The organism is Sinorhizobium sp. BG8, from assembly GCF_016864555.1.
Classification (GTDB): domain Bacteria; phylum Pseudomonadota; class Alphaproteobacteria; order Rhizobiales; family Rhizobiaceae; genus BG8.
Genome location: NZ_CP044011.1, coordinates 2686824 through 2700373, shown reverse-complemented (window position 1 = coordinate 2700373; position 13550 = coordinate 2686824). Strand labels below are relative to the sequence as shown.

General features: G+C 56.9%; 15 protein-coding genes and 1 tRNA gene. 6 read left to right on the top strand and 10 right to left on the bottom strand.

Annotation, left to right across the window (positions count from 1 at the left end; all coding sequences use genetic code 11):
- Nucleotides 1-755 precede the first annotated feature (755 nt).
- Both F3Y30_RS12810 and F3Y30_RS12805 read left to right on the top strand, forming a co-directional pair.
- Nucleotides 756-1883: an AAA family ATPase gene (locus tag F3Y30_RS12810; protein ID WP_203423085.1), complete on the top strand. Its 1128-nt coding sequence runs from the start codon at nucleotides 756-758 to the stop codon at nucleotides 1881-1883.
- Nucleotides 1880-2593: a hypothetical protein gene (locus F3Y30_RS12805; protein WP_203423084.1), complete on the top strand. Its 714-nt coding sequence runs from the start codon at nucleotides 1880-1882 to the stop codon at nucleotides 2591-2593. The genes F3Y30_RS12810 and F3Y30_RS12805 overlap by 4 nt, the downstream gene beginning before the upstream one ends.
- A gap of 288 nt (nucleotides 2594-2881) precedes the next feature.
- Here the strand turns inward: F3Y30_RS12805 and F3Y30_RS12800 are convergent, their stop codons facing one another.
- The 7 genes from F3Y30_RS12800 to F3Y30_RS12770 form a co-directional block, all read right to left on the bottom strand.
- Nucleotides 2882-3517 carry a recombinase family protein gene (locus F3Y30_RS12800; RefSeq protein WP_203423083.1) on the bottom strand — a complete coding sequence of 212 codons (636 nt, stop codon included), beginning with the start codon at nucleotides 3515-3517 and terminating at the stop codon, nucleotides 2882-2884.
- A gap of 514 nt (nucleotides 3518-4031) precedes the next feature.
- Entirely contained in the window at nucleotides 4032-4493 is a 462-nt protein-coding gene (locus F3Y30_RS12795) for a BRO family protein (RefSeq protein WP_203423082.1), read from the bottom strand.
- Between the two features lie 152 nt (nucleotides 4494-4645).
- Nucleotides 4646-5212, bottom strand: a complete 567-nt coding sequence (locus F3Y30_RS12790; protein WP_203423081.1) for a hypothetical protein — start codon at nucleotides 5210-5212, stop codon at nucleotides 4646-4648.
- Nucleotides 5213-5579: 367 nt separating this feature from the next.
- A complete protein-coding gene (locus F3Y30_RS12785) occupies nucleotides 5580-6188 on the bottom strand; it encodes a hypothetical protein (protein WP_203423080.1) in 609 nt (202 codons plus the stop codon).
- Entirely contained in the window at nucleotides 6185-6535 is a 351-nt protein-coding gene (locus tag F3Y30_RS12780; RefSeq protein ID WP_203423079.1) for a hypothetical protein, read from the bottom strand. Before F3Y30_RS12780 ends, F3Y30_RS12785 begins: the two co-directional genes overlap by 4 nt.
- A gap of 515 nt (nucleotides 6536-7050) precedes the next feature.
- Entirely contained in the window at nucleotides 7051-7437 is a 387-nt protein-coding gene (locus tag F3Y30_RS26715) for a Rha family transcriptional regulator (protein WP_348649843.1), read from the bottom strand.
- Nucleotides 7434-7760 carry a hypothetical protein gene (locus tag F3Y30_RS12770; RefSeq protein WP_203423078.1) on the bottom strand — a complete coding sequence of 109 codons (327 nt, stop codon included), beginning with the start codon at nucleotides 7758-7760 and terminating at the stop codon, nucleotides 7434-7436. Before F3Y30_RS12770 ends, F3Y30_RS26715 begins: the two co-directional genes overlap by 4 nt.
- A 447-nt stretch (nucleotides 7761-8207) precedes the next feature.
- Here F3Y30_RS12770 and F3Y30_RS12760 point away from each other — a divergent pair, with 447 nt between their 5' ends.
- Complete coding sequence (locus F3Y30_RS12760; RefSeq protein ID WP_203423077.1) at nucleotides 8208-8369, top strand: hypothetical protein; 162 nt, start codon at nucleotides 8208-8210, stop codon at nucleotides 8367-8369.
- A 131-nt stretch (nucleotides 8370-8500) separates the two neighbouring features.
- Here the strand turns inward: F3Y30_RS12760 and F3Y30_RS12755 are convergent, their stop codons facing one another.
- The 3 genes from F3Y30_RS12755 to wrbA all read right to left on the bottom strand — a co-directional run bounded on the left by F3Y30_RS12755 (nucleotide 8501) and on the right by wrbA (nucleotide 11046).
- The gene (locus F3Y30_RS12755) at nucleotides 8501-10111 is read right to left on the bottom strand and encodes a hypothetical protein (protein WP_203423076.1); all 1611 of its coding nucleotides are present in this window, start codon (nucleotides 10109-10111) and stop codon (nucleotides 8501-8503) included.
- Between the two features lie 95 nt (nucleotides 10112-10206).
- Nucleotides 10207-10291, bottom strand: a tRNA-Leu gene (locus F3Y30_RS12750).
- 155 nt (nucleotides 10292-10446) lie between these two features.
- Entirely contained in the window at nucleotides 10447-11046 is a 600-nt protein-coding gene (gene wrbA, locus F3Y30_RS12745; protein WP_203423075.1) for an NAD(P)H:quinone oxidoreductase type IV, read from the bottom strand.
- Between the two features lie 172 nt (nucleotides 11047-11218).
- Here wrbA and F3Y30_RS12740 point away from each other — a divergent pair, with 172 nt between their 5' ends.
- The 3 genes from F3Y30_RS12740 to gpt all read left to right on the top strand — a co-directional run bounded on the left by F3Y30_RS12740 (nucleotide 11219) and on the right by gpt (nucleotide 13499).
- Nucleotides 11219-11974, top strand: a complete 756-nt coding sequence (locus F3Y30_RS12740) for a competence/damage-inducible protein A (protein ID WP_203423074.1) — start codon at nucleotides 11219-11221, stop codon at nucleotides 11972-11974.
- 66 nt (nucleotides 11975-12040) lie between these two features.
- Nucleotides 12041-12883 (top strand): universal stress protein, encoded by an 843-nt coding sequence (locus tag F3Y30_RS12735; protein ID WP_203423073.1) that lies wholly within the window; start codon nucleotides 12041-12043, stop codon nucleotides 12881-12883.
- 118 nt (nucleotides 12884-13001) lie between these two features.
- Nucleotides 13002-13499, top strand: coding sequence for a xanthine phosphoribosyltransferase (gpt, locus tag F3Y30_RS12730; RefSeq protein ID WP_203423072.1), 498 nt, complete (start codon nucleotides 13002-13004; stop codon nucleotides 13497-13499).
- Nucleotides 13500-13550 lie beyond the last annotated feature (51 nt).

The window sequence follows — 13550 nt, the reverse complement described above, 5'->3', positions numbered from 1 at the left end:
GTTTCTGGCAGACGTAACGCGCATTCAAGACCGTCGAGATGAAGTTGTATCATATCCGTCTATGCAACACCCTAAAGCCACGTACAGGATATCCTTCCGGATAGCAGGGAGGACATCGCAGGTGGCCAGTGTTGGAACTAAGGAGAAGGCGAAAGCTGCGCTGTAGAAAAGCCATGACGGGCCATATCGAGTGCACGATATGACTGATAATTCTGAGCGTTGATGTAGGGGGCCAGCTCAACATTGAGCACACCCTGTTCGATCCGGTTGTCGATGTCCCGCAGGATGTTCCCTTGTTCCTTCTCGAAGTAGGCCGCGACGTCCCGGCTATTAGCGACGACCGCGTTGTTCTTGATGGTGACGACAGGGAGATTGACGACGGTTTGCGAAAACGCTCATCACGGCTAACGCCTTAGGTGCCCTTAGTAACGGTAGGGCGACGGTAAGCCACTGAATATCGGAGCTATCTGGAAGATCGAGGAGATTGATTTGAAATGGTGCGGACGACGGGGGTCGAGGGATACCGTCGCTACACATTGATTTCATTGACTAAATCGTCGCTGCGATTTGACGCTTTGTAGCGCTTTTTGTAGCGGTGGGCAATGCAGGGCCTACTCCCGTAGGACAGATAGTACGCAAGTGAATTGGATGACTTTTAGCGGCGAGCTTGATACAACTGAAATAGGTTTCCTGTCTCTTTTCCGAGCGCGAGATATATGGTTTAAGTGCAGCAAGAAGCGCCACAAGAGGTTGCAATGCGCCTTAAGAAGTATTCATACACCGAATTTGTTGACACCCCGAAAGAGTGGATTTTAGAGCCCCTCGATCTTCAACAACTCAATCTGATTGTCGGCATCAATTCCACGGGCAAGTCGCGAACCCTCAATACGATATCTTCATTGAGCAAAATGCTGAATGGCGGTCCTGTCCTGTCAGGGGGAGACTTTATTGCCGAATTTGAACACGACAATCAGGAGTGGCGCTACGAGCTCTACACCAAGGACCAATTGGTCACGAAGGAAATCTTGACTAGAAACGATCAGACCCTTCTGCAACGCGGTGAAGGCGGCGAGGGTAAAATTTGGGCTGAGGAACTGAACCGGGACCTGAAGTTCCAGACACCACAGTCGCAAGTGGCAGCGTACTCCCGATACGACACAATACAGCATGCATTTCTGGGTCCACTCGTTAAGTGGGCCGACCAGACCTACCACTTCCACTTTGGTGGTCATACGCTTGGCAAGAACAATCTGCTTCTTCCTGTGTCTGGAATTGAAACGGAAATCAATTTTAAGGATGAGACCCAAACTATTCAGATTTTTAGGGAGGGGATGAAACGGTTTTCGGGTCGTTTTCAAACCTCGATTTTGAAGTCTATGAACCGCGTCGGCTATAAGATTAATTCAGTCGATGTAGGGCATGCTACCCAATTGCGTATTCAGGGTTGGGGGGACGCCAAAGTTGAAACACTTAGGGTAAAAGAAGATGGAATAAACACATATGTTGAACAGCAGTTCATGTCCGACGGCATGTTCTCTGCGCTCGCCATTATTATTCATTTAACTTATGGACTGCTGTCGCAAAGTCCAGAATGCATTCTTCTAGACGATATTGGGCAAGGGCTTGATTTTGAGCGCTCGTCGGCGCTTATTGAGGTTTTAGTTGAAGAAATAACTGAGAGCCAAGCACAAATAATTATGACGTCAAATGATCGTTTCATCATGAACGCCATGAATTTGGACTATTGGACTGTATTGGTTAGAGATAAAACAACCGTCAGGCCGTTCAATAAGTTTAACTCTCCGGAAAAATTTAAAGATTTCAAGTTTACCGGGCTGAGCAACTTTGACTTTTTCTCCCAATCATACGTGACACGCCATTGACCGAAAAAATTGCGATATTCACAGAAGGCAAAACCGAGCAGTCGTTTATCTGCAAATTGATTGAGCATTTTGCTGGCAACAGGGCCTACCACGTTACAAAGAGCTCGGCGTACGGCGGGCGCAAGACGGACTTTATTGAGATTAGGCTCCAACATGAAGGCGTGGCGGAAAACGAACCCCACGACTTCTACTTCCTTGTCATGAACTGCGGCGGCGAGGAGAGGGTCATATCCATGATCAACGATCGCATAGATGGGCTGATAAAGAACGGATATACGCATCTGATTGGGGTCAGAGACCTACGGCCCAACTTCACCTATGACGACTACGATAGGCTGAGAGAAGGCTCAGTGAAACACTTCGAAAACAAAGCTTTGAAACCTCTGATCGTAATCGCGAGGATGGAGGTTGAGGCTTGGTTTATTGCTGAGAATAAGCATTTTATCGCTATAGATGAGGCGCTAACTGTAGAAAAAATCCTGCAAGACGTGGGCGTTAACATCGCTGGCGATAGTGAGATTATTGAAACCCCAGCGACTGAGCTCCACAGAATTTATGGCATTGTCGGCAAGGAGTATGGAAAGACGGGGGGCGACATACAACGTACTGTCGATGCGCTGGATTTCTCAGAATTTAAGGGTAGCGCTGGGGAGAGAGCCCCAACGGTTGTGCCCCTGATCGACAGAGTGGAAGAGATATTTCAAGGCTGACTTCTGTTATAGGCCGGAATGTCGTCCTGCGGTACGCGTCAGGCACAACGAACCACGGCTGTCTGTTGCTCTCGCCTTCTTGGACGGTAATTGACTGTGGTGGGGTTGGAGGCTGCCTGCTTGCTGTGGCCAACACTCCATGTAAGATGTAGGAGATGAGGAACCGCTAGGCTCCCCATCCCCCTTCGCTAGAGGGTTAGATAAAGGGTCACGGTGATCCAGACCGTGGCCTTTTTCCTTTTCCGGCAAAACGCATAATCAGGGTGTGAAAGACAGGCTTACAAACCTTCACAGTCCCCACGTTGCCAGCGCCTTCTCTGCCCCTGCCGCATCATCCTTGATACGATAGACTGTCTGCCGCGAAAGCCCCGTAGCCTTGGCGATCTCGGAAACGTTGTTTCCCTTGCCGTCCATATCCATGACCAACGCCATTTGGTTCCGGTTGAAACTAGGCTTCCTGCCCTTGTAGGTGCCATCGTCACGGGCCTTGATCGTTGCTATGGCGGCCTTCTGGGCCTCCTTGGTGGCCTCAGCTTGGGCCTGTGCGGTGGCGGCCATGAAGGCAATCAATGCGTCCCTGACAGCCATCTGTATGGGGTCTGTAGTTGTGCCATCGAAGGTCATGCCGTTGATGATGGTCTTGATCACCACGCCGCGCCGAATGAACTCTCTGATAGTATCCGTGACATCAGCATAGTTTCTCCCCAGCCGGTCTACCCAGCGAACCACCAGTGTATCGCCTGAACGCAGCATGTCGAAGAGCCGCTTCCCTTCTGGCCTGTCCTTCATCAAGACGGAGACACCAGAAACGCCATGGTCTGCAATGATGTAATCGAACCTGAAGCCGGACTGCTCCGCTTGGGTACGCTGATGCTCAAGGGTCTGCTCTGCGGTCGATACGCGGGCATAGAGGAAGGTTGACATGTTCTCTCCGGACTGTCCGTATGGATTGTGTCCGAATGAATAATTGTCCGAAAGTCGATAGTCAACCCTAACGGACAAAAACATATGCACTTCCCGGCAGTCCGCTTAGGTATACCCTATCGGACATGCGGCTTCTACAAAGGGTGTGGACGCTGGCTTCCGCTACTAGTGAGTGCCGTTGACGTGCGATAAAGTCGTCAAGTGTACGTCACCAGAGGGGGCACAATGGGAACTGGGGATCAAGTTGACTTCGACATGGTGGAACGTGAGACGCGGCTGAAGCATGGTAGCTGGCAGCCAATCATCCCTACCCTAACCAGCATTGCTATAACTTGGTTCATCTGCTTCCTGCTGACAGAGCTGCTCGGCGTTGGAGACGGGATCGCGAAGACACGGGCTGTTTACATCGTCGTCTTCGTGGTCGGTCTCACCACATGGCTTATAGAACGAAACCTCGATAAGAAGCGCACGGAAACGTACAATACGCTACTGCGACAAGAGAATGAACGGCTGGCTAGGTTGAAGCAGGAAAGAACCTTAGCAGGTCAGTAAACCGCAGGCGTTGCATAACCAGCAGCGTCAGCTCGTCCTCGTCCATATCGCCAGTCTTCAGCTTCTCCTCACCGGCCACGTACATGCCATCCTTGCGGATCGCCGGGAGGACTTCGCGGGTGACCCAGTCTTGGAACGCACGGGCTTCCGGTTTGTCGGGGCGCATGACCAGACGGTAGAGACCCGCTTCGGAGACGAACAGCAGACCTGTTCCGCCATTACCCACACCAGCGATGTGGGTAACATCCTGATCTCCCACGACATCGCGGAAGCGGGATGTGTTTACCTCGGTGTAGCCACGCCGTGTGCGCTGGAACATGTCGAGGGTGGCACAGAGATCACGAGCGGCGAACCACGGCTGGCCGTCGATCTCGATCACACGGACGAGCTTGGAGAGATATTTGAAGGTGGTGAGGTTGGTCATTGGAAGTGTCCTGCTAATGGCCCACTCAGGAAACGGACACTGCTCTGCCAATGAAATCGAGGGGGCCACGGGGGAAGTGCGTTTTCCCCTTATATGATTTGCCCTCTCAGAATTTTTCACCGGATATTCCTGGGCCCGCAGGGAGATGAATGTTACTCCTGCGACAGAAACTCATGGAGCATCGCTGTGTGTCGAGCCTCGGCGGCACGCTGAGCCTGTCCACCTGCCTTGCCCTCCGCTGTCTCGGCTGCGATGGCTGCGAAATACGGGGTGGCACACCCTTCTCGCATGGCCGTCACGGTGGCCGCACAGATGGCCGCGTCCGATTGGCTGCAAGTTTCCCAGTCACGACCACGCTCATGCAGCACTTGCCTGAAATGGGAAGGGATGCCCTCCCAAACTGTAGCGAAGGATACCGTCCCCGCTACGTGTTTCTCGACAAGTGCGAGAAGTGCGTGAGCGCGTTCGTCATTCGCCATGTGGACCACACGGCTCGCACAAGAGAGTGCGAGCGACCGACACTCCATGTCATGCTGTGGCCAGTTCGGCAGATGCCAAAGGGTGTCATGGTGGCCGCAGATCGGGAGGCAGTGCAGCACATCAAGGGGGGCATCATCGCCCTTCGTCTTGTTCAGCCCCGCCAAGATGGTTGCCCAGCCAGTCGGGCACATCCGCCCCGAATGGCGTAACTCGTTTAAGGTGGTCATGATCTTCGGCATGCGGTGTCCAGTCCTGCGTCGGATTGTGGTGTCAATTGGGGTTGGTTTGGCTGCATGGAGAGCAGAGAAGTCCGGCCACCTCCCGGCCCCTTCACTGACGCCGCTGGATGATCTGGATAATCTGGGCGGGATCGATGAAAGGGACCGGAAGAAGGCTTTTGGCTTCTTGTCAGGGGGTAACCATTTACGCGGTTCTAGGGTCTGGATGATGGACGACACCAGCCGCACCGAGGGCGCTTAAGAATGGCCACCCCCGACACAAAAGAACGATGGTCAATGGGGAGATCAGGCCTCAGGGTCGAGACGCCGGACGATGCCCGACAGTCATCTGGTAATTTTCTGGGGTGTTGTACTCTTCCGTATAGGCCTAGGCGACACGAGTACAACAAGCAGTTTCCGGAACCGGATCGAAGCGGCTGACCTTCAGGTTCTTGGCTTCCTTCAACTGCTCAGACCTGATCTTCAGAAACCGGCTGACCAATTGCTGAGAGACATCGAGCGCACTGGCCATATGCTGCTGGGTCAGATCGGGGAAGAAGTCAGCCAGCCAGCAGACCATCATCTGGACCGTCATTTCCCGACGACCATGCATCAACTTGAAATCAGCCAGTGCGGCCTTGGCTTCGGCAACTGGTCCGCTGTGGGTCTCCCGCTCGATGGCAGCGACAGCACCAGCCCAGCGTTCCTTGATCCACTCGACAGCATCAGGGCTGATCACATCGAAGGGGAACTTGTCGAACTTGCGATGAAGCCGCTTCCCCCAGCCCTTGGCTACGACCCAATCAGCGATACGGTGGCGACTGTTGCGGCCACCACCTTCGACCTGAAGGAAATCGAGTTGGCGTAGGACAGTGGTGGTCTGGCGACGACCGAGGCTGAAGAGTTGCCCCAGTTCTGTGATGGTGATCCAGTCACCCTGATCGACCGAGACCAGTTCCCCGGTCTTCCGGTCCAATATCTCGGTGATGTAGATCATCCTGCGGCTCTTGTCTCTTCGACAGCAGGCCGCTGTGATGCCCTCAGGCGTTGGCGAGCTTCGATGCTCATCGGTTGATATCGGACGACACGGGGGCCACGGTTCTGGTCCTCGCTCACGGTGAACTTGGCAGCCTTCTGAAGGTCTGCGATCAGCAGGCGGGGTTTTGCTTCGCCATCTGACCAGACTTCGACAGCGCCGCTAAATCCCCGTTCGGTCAGATACCGGCAGGCATCATGGGAGGGGACATGAGACTTGGGAATGATGGTCTGGCCCTGAAGGGAGACAGCATAGGGCTGCCCCCGCCTGTCAGGCTTCAGGGGTGTGATAGTGATCTTGGTGGTCATGGATGTTCCTTGCGAGGCTGGAGGTGTCACGCTCCAGTCGGTTCTGTTTCTCTGTCGTCGCTGTGGATGGTGGATAGGTTCTGCCAGGACGAAAAAACCCCGACGCCCTGTCACGAAGACAAGGGGCCGGGGTCAATCATGACTGGACAGAAAAAGAAGGAAGAATGTCATCCACGAACATTCTCGGTTATCGAGTGCCCGATGGGGCCATGTTGATGGGGACGTTAAGGGTATCGTGAGGGATACCTAGAAGGTGAGTTAGGGGTTATTGATCATGATGTATTTCATCATCAATTCCTCATAGAGATATCCCCTTCAGTCCTCCTTCAAGAAGTCAGCTTGAAGTCTCCCCTGAAGTTATCCTCTATTCCTTCTTGTCCTTTCCCTTTAGGGGACGGTAATCGGTCCTTCTCTTTCTCCTTAAGGGCGGCGTAATTATTTTTCGTTGAAATTCAATGCGTTGTAGCGTTGCCGCATGCATGGTCCCTCCAGTGACTGGACTTTAGCCGGATCGATCAACGGCTGGGCCTATGTTCGTACTGCTCGGCCCATGCACGGGCAGCCTCAGCGGGGTTCGAGAAGTCAGGCAGTGCCGGGGTGGTGATAGGCGTAGAACGAGCCTGCTCTTCCAGTTCCATCCAGCGGTCCACGATACGGGCACGGAGGGTGACCGAGTAGCCAGAGACGAGGATCGTGGTCTCGCGCTTGGGGAGATTGAAGCAGGGTAGTTCCCGACCGGTTGGGTCGATGTACGAACCCGCGAAATCACTTGCCTCAAAACTGAGGTCAGTGAGCATGGCCTTGATGTCACGGATGACGTTGTCATGGCGCTTGCCAGTCAGCTCTGCGATCTCGCGGCTGGACATGGTGAGGACTGCGGAGGAAGGCTGTTTGCCTATCAAAGCTGTGTAGGCTTGCCGTCCCCTTCACCTCTGGGGACAACGCTAGCAGGTTGGGCTTGCTGTGCGCCCTGCCCAAACAGGAAGCCGATGACAGCCCCAAAGAGGGTACCAATCGTCTCACCTCCTAGCGTGCCTTGGATAGCTAGTACGGCAATCAACGGAAGGGCAACACCGAGTGAGGTAAGACGCAGCACCTGTAACCCGATGCCTTTAAAGTCCTTTCCAAGATAGACGCGCTCTGCACTCATCAAGATCAAGGTGAGCGGTATGGTCACTACCAGAATGATCTGCACCCAATCCTTCACGTTCCATGCCGTCTCCATGGCTCCCCTCCCAACAACCACAAGGACAGGAGAGTACGCCGTAGCTGACATATCAGTACAGTTGTCATTCAGGCGTAAAGCTCTGTTGCGACAAGGCCACCTGCTGGGACCGGTGCCTTCTCTCCAGTGAAGCCCATCGCGAGGAGTGAGAAGCCATCGCGGGTCATGTCGAAGAACCGATATCCACGGCCACCTTCGACAGCCTGATAAACGCAGGCTCCAAAATTGGATGCTGCCTCTGGGGCCGATGAGATGAGGTCATCAATGTCACGAAGGACATGGGCATGCTGCTTGCTAAAGTAGGCGGCAACGTTGCGGCTATCTGCGACGACTGCGTTGTTCTTGATGGTGACGATAGGGGTGAGTTCAGTGTCGAGAGGTGTGATTGGACACCACCCGTGCGAGGTGCAACACTGAGGATGCCCTTACAGGTGGAGGAGTAGGAACATGTCTAAGATTGATGAACCATCTGCCCCTGAGAAGAAAGCCCCCGGCACAGGTGCGCAAGACCATTCCTCGGACAGAAAGGCAGACGAGAAGGACAAGGCGTCGTCTGACGAAGAGGATGCACGTACGCTGCACGCAAATAAGATCATTGGCAACGGCTAGCGAAGCTGCGATCCATCGTGGGCTGCATCGACCGTGGGTGGGCGCGCGGTCCCCTTAGGCTGGCCTGTGTTCAGCCACACCCCAAACGCCTCTCTACGGTCGATACTGGAAGAAACCGGGGACAGATAAGATTAGTCCAGCTCATACCTTGGAAACTTCTTCAGCTCTTCAGCCATGTCCTCAAGTGTAGGCGTCTCGTAGTGGTCGCCTACGTCGCCATCCTCATGGCCACAGAAGGCGAACCTGAAGCGCTTCTCCATGCCAGCCCGAGCAGCCCTCCGCTTAAAGGTATGACGCCAAGCGTGATTTGGCCTGATATCTTCGTCCCTGACGCCAACATCCTTGCGCACCCATTCCGCCAGCTTGTTGCGGGTGATGACGTAGGGTGGTTGGGCTGGCTTGGTTGGGTCTTTGCTCTCTGCCCTTCGATCTGAGGGGTCGTAGAACAACGGACCATCACCAGATCGCTTTACGAACTCGATGAAACCCTGCGCGATCAGATGCTCATGGATCGGCACCTTGCGGAACGATGCTCCCTTGACGGTGCCGTCTTCCGGACTGATATCGATGATCCAAATTCCATCTTGCTGGTAGACATTGGCCCCGCGAAGCTGCGTCATTTCACCGGGCCGCGAACCCGTATATGCACAGAGCCATGGTACCCAGCGTCGAGATGCGATTTTTTGAGGTTTGATACGGCCAGCAGTAGAGGCTTCAAGTGAGGCTTTCAGGATGGCTTTCCATTCGTCCGACAGGAACTCACGTTCGCGCTTCTTGGGCTTCTTGCGACCGACAATGCGAAGTCCATCGAAAGGATTGGCCGCAATCTTCTTGTTGTCCTTGAGCCAATTAAAGACCGTGATCGCGGCCCTCAGCCATACATCGTTTGCGACCGCTGCCGAGCGATCTTCTGTGGTGAGGGTGCCTTTCCATTCCACCGCCTCGGTGTCCGTAATCGTCGCCACGTCTCGTTTATCGAAGTAGCTGTTGAGACCCAAGAGGACACCACGCCACCTGTTCACTGTCGCTCCTGCGGGCTGACGTTCCTTTACCCACGCCTCAAAGGCCTGCCAGCAATCCATGCCCGCAAGCTTGACGTTCTGGCTGCTGATGAGAGCTGCACTGTTGGCAAATCGAGAGAGGCGCTTATCGGGGCTATAGTCGCCCCGTGAACGTCTTCGCAGCAAGGCGAGTGCTGCCACCAGCTCGGGCTCCAACGTCTTGATAAAATCACGGCGGCTGTCCTCTGATAGAAGCATCTCCTTCTCAGCCAGGAACGTGGCAACGTGACCTATCTCCTGCACCTTGGCATCCACGTGACGCTGGACTGCTGGGGGAAGTGGGTCTTCCTCTGTCACTTCCTCTCGGACAATGTCAAATCGCTCGTAGGCGGTATTGAGGGTGTCGTACCAACTATCCCACGTGGAAGCCTGCCCCGGCTCCTCCTCATGCTGGCCAGTGAACCAAGTGTACCACTCCCCGCATAGCGCACTGATTTGGCGCTGGGTGAGCGTCACTCCCCTCCCCGCGGCCACAGAGCGTAGATGGTCAATACGGGACGACACCATTGCGTCCCAATCCCTGAACTCCGCGACGGCCTGCATGTGAGACGTTGATGACGGCTTGCGAAAACGCTCTTCACGGCCAACGCCAAAGGCACTTCCATAGGCATCGCGCACGTCTGCCGGGATTGCCTTGCGGCTGAACCAATCGCCGTTCTTGGCTTTCTTGAGGGAAGTCATAACCACCATTTTGTAGCGCCCTTTGTAGCGGCAGGGCGACGATAAGCCTCTGAATATCGGCAACTATCTGGCAAATCAAGGAGATTGATTTGGAGTGGTGCGGACGACGGGGGTCGAACCCGTACGGTGTTAACCGAGGGATTTTAAGTCCCTTGCGTCTACCAGTTTCGCCACGTCCGCGCTCCCGTGTGGGTAGCCGAGGCGCGGCAGGCGATCAAGTGGGCGTCAATAATATCCGGGGGATCGCCTTGCCTCATGGGGCCTGCCTGACAGGCCGAATGCAGCCTTGCGCGGCTGCATTCCTTGCTTTTTTCCGAACGGCCGACGCTCGCCGGTCAGCCGGCGATCTTGGCAGCGATCTTGGCGACGTGGGCGCCCTGGTACCTGGCAGCCTCCAGTTCGATCGCCGAGGGCTGGCGGGAGCCGTCGCCGTCGGTGATGGTCGATGCACCGTAGGGCGAGCCGCCCTTGATCTCGTCCACACCCGACTGGCCCTGGAACGCGTAGGGAAGACCGACAACCACGAGGCCGTGGTGAAGCAGGGTCGGAATGAAGCCGAGGATGGTCGATTCCTGGCCGCCGTGCTGCGTCGCGGAGGACGTGAAGACGGAGCCCACCTTGCCGACGAGCTTTCCGGAGAACCACAGGCCGCCGGTCTGGTCCCAGAAATTGCGCATCTGGGAGGTGACGGTGCCGAAGCGGGTGCCGGAGCCGACGATGATGGCGTCATAGTCGGCGAGTTCATCGACCTTGGCGACCTCGGCCTTCTGGTCGAGCTTGTAGTGCGATGCCTTGGCGACCTCCTCGGAGACCAGCTCCGGCACGCGCTTGACGGTCACGTCGGCGCCGGCGGACTTCGCCCCTTCCGCCACCGCATAGGCCATCGTCTCGATGTGGCCGTAGGATGAGTAGTAAAGAACCAGCACTTTCGCCATCACTGTCTCCTGTCGCCTTGTGGGAATTGATTTCCGCTTGATCGCGGTCACATTCAGGTTGTAGCACTTCACATGCACGCGGCCAGAACGCCTGAAGGCAACAGACTGTTCAATGCGCGTTGACAATACGGCATGCGGGGTGAACGATACCCCCCTTCGAGGTTCTTCATTGATGGTTTCACCCAAGCTCGTTACCGCCGCCATGCTCGCGATCGGCGATGAACTCCTGTCCGGTCGGACGAAGGACCGCAACATCGGCCACCTCGCCGATGTCCTCTACCTTGCGGGGATCGACCTCAAGGAGGTGCGCATCGTCGGGGACGAGGAGGAGGCTATCGTCGAGGCGCTGAACGCGCTGCGCAGCCGATACACCTACGTCTTCACCTCGGGCGGCATCGGTCCAACCCACGACGACATAACCGCGGACGCGGTCGCGAGAGCCTTCGGGCTCGCCTGCGTGCACGATCCGCTCGCCATGAAGCTTCTCGGCGAGATGTACGACCGCCGGGGCATCGAGTTCAACGAGGCGCGCCAGCGCATGGCCCGGATGCCCGAAGGCGCCCGCCACATCGAGAACAAGGTCTCGACCGCGCCGGGCTTCATCATCGGAAACGTCCATGTGATGGCCGGCGTCCCGCAGGTCTTCACCGCCATGCTCGAAACGCTCGTGCCGACGCTTGCCGCCGGTTCCCCGATGCTGTCGCGCGCCGTCACCTCGCCGTTCGGCGAGGGCGACATCGGCACCCAGCTCGCGGCGATCCAGAAGGCGCATCCGGAGACGAGCATCGGCTCCTATCCGCGCTTCGACGGCAACCGGTTCTCGACGGAAATCGTCATCCGCAGCCGCGAGGAAGCGCCGGCGGAGGCAGTCGAACGCGACGTCCTGGCGATGATTGCGGAGATTGCTGCAGCAAAGTCGGCGAAGTGACCGAAATCAAACGCGACTTCGCTTAGCTGCGTTATGCGTCGTGACATGTTAACGAGGAGACTGTGAATGTCGTATCGAACCATTGTCGCCGTATTGAGCGCCCCCGAGGACACCGCAAAGGTTACCGAACACGCCGTGGCGCTTGCCCACCGCTTCGACGCACACGTGATCGGCATCCACGCGGAGACCCCGATCGTCGTCACCGTCGTCGCCCCGATGGAGTATCCCGATCCGAGCGCCATCCTCGACCTCCAGGAAAGGGCGCGCGAACAGACGCTGGCCGTTGAACGGGAATTCCGCACGCGCTGCGAACGGGACGGCCTCTCGCATGAATGGCGCTTCTTCACCGGCTCGGCCGGCTATGCGTCGGCAGGCATCATCGCGAGCGCCCGCGCGGCCGACCTCGTCATCACCGCCCAGTTCGACCCCAACTTCGACGGACCGTCGCGTGCCGACATAGAGGATCTCCTCTACGACAGCGGCCGCCCGCTCTACATCGTTTCCGATGCGCTCGCCGGTCCTGCGCCGATCGAGCGGGTGCTGATCGCCTGGGACGGATCGCGCGAGGCTGCCCGCGCAGTCTTCGACGCCATGCCCTTCATAGACGGGGCATCGGAGGTGGAAGTGCTGTGTGTCGACCCGGCGGAAACGGAAACCCAGTCCGCCGACATGTGCGGCGCGGAGATCGCCGCGAGCCTTGCGCGCCATGGCATCAATGTCACAGCAAGCTCGGCGCAATCCGGCCACAAGTCCGTCACGAGCATCATCAATGCAAAGGCGACCGAAAGCCGGGCCGATCTCGTCGTCATGGGCGCCTACAGCCATTCGCGCCTGCGCCAGCGCTTGTTCGGCGGGGTCACCAGCGCCATGATGATGGAGGCGCGCGTTCCGGTCCTGATGTCGCGGTGAGGTCTCTGCTCCCGCTTGCCTGTGGATCATCCGTTCCTTGCCGTTACAGGTGATTTCCAGGCGCGTAGAACTGGATTAGAGCGAAGCTTTCCGCTTTCCGTCGAACGAGGAGCCCGTCATGTCCCTGCCCGAGAAAGCCTTTCCCGTCTCCTGGGATCAGTTTCACCGCGATGCCCGCGCGCTTGCGTGGCGGCTGGCGGACGGCGACCGGGAATGGCGGGCGATCGTCTGCATCACCCGCGGCGGCCTGGTGCCGGCGGCGATCGTGTCGCGCGAACTCAACATCCGCCTCATCGAGACCGTCTGCGTCGCCTCCTACCACGACTACGTTTCCCAGGGGGAAATGCACGTCCTCAAGGGGATCGCCCCGGAGCTCACCCAGAACGAGGGCGAAGGCATCCTGATCATCGACGACCTCACCGACACCGGCAAGACGGCCGCTCAGGTGCGCTCGATGCTGCCGAAGGCGCATTTCGCCGCCGTCTACGCCAAGCCCAAGGGCCGGCCGCTCGTCGATACCTACGTGACCGAGGTGAGCCAGGACACCTGGATCTATTTCCCCTGGGACATGGGGTTCACCTACCAGGAGCCGATCGCCAAGGGCAGCCGCGGCTGATTGCCGGGCGCCCGGCGGCTCAGCCGGGCGAACGTCGCGCCTCCGGGCGCC

Bases quoted from the DNA above. Each gene is read 5' to 3' on its own strand.
- F3Y30_RS12790 (WP_203423081.1), bottom strand. From the start codon at position 5,212: ATGCCGAAGATCATGACCACCTTAAACGAGTTACGCCATTCGGGGCGG.
- F3Y30_RS12795 (WP_203423082.1), bottom strand. From the start codon at position 4,493: ATGACCAACCTCACCACCTTCAAATATCTCTCCAAGCTCGTCCGTGTG.
- F3Y30_RS12760 (WP_203423077.1), top strand. From the start codon at position 8,208: ATGTCTAAGATTGATGAACCATCTGCCCCTGAGAAGAAAGCCCCCGGC.
- F3Y30_RS12780 (WP_203423079.1), bottom strand. From the start codon at position 6,535: ATGACCACCAAGATCACTATCACACCCCTGAAGCCTGACAGGCGGGGG.
- F3Y30_RS12800 (WP_203423083.1), bottom strand. From the start codon at position 3,517: ATGTCAACCTTCCTCTATGCCCGCGTATCGACCGCAGAGCAGACCCTT.
- F3Y30_RS12735 (WP_203423073.1), top strand. From the start codon at position 12,041: ATGTCGTATCGAACCATTGTCGCCGTATTGAGCGCCCCCGAGGACACC.
- F3Y30_RS12810 (WP_203423085.1), top strand. From the start codon at position 756: ATGCGCCTTAAGAAGTATTCATACACCGAATTTGTTGACACCCCGAAA.
- F3Y30_RS12755 (WP_203423076.1), bottom strand. From the start codon at position 10,111: ATGACTTCCCTCAAGAAAGCCAAGAACGGCGATTGGTTCAGCCGCAAG.
- F3Y30_RS12770 (WP_203423078.1), bottom strand. From the start codon at position 7,760: ATGGAGACGGCATGGAACGTGAAGGATTGGGTGCAGATCATTCTGGTA.
- gpt (WP_203423072.1), top strand. From the start codon at position 13,002: ATGTCCCTGCCCGAGAAAGCCTTTCCCGTCTCCTGGGATCAGTTTCAC.
- F3Y30_RS12785 (WP_203423080.1), bottom strand. From the start codon at position 6,188: ATGATCTACATCACCGAGATATTGGACCGGAAGACCGGGGAACTGGTC.
- F3Y30_RS12740 (WP_203423074.1), top strand. From the start codon at position 11,219: ATGGTTTCACCCAAGCTCGTTACCGCCGCCATGCTCGCGATCGGCGAT.
- wrbA (WP_203423075.1), bottom strand. From the start codon at position 11,046: ATGGCGAAAGTGCTGGTTCTTTACTACTCATCCTACGGCCACATCGAG.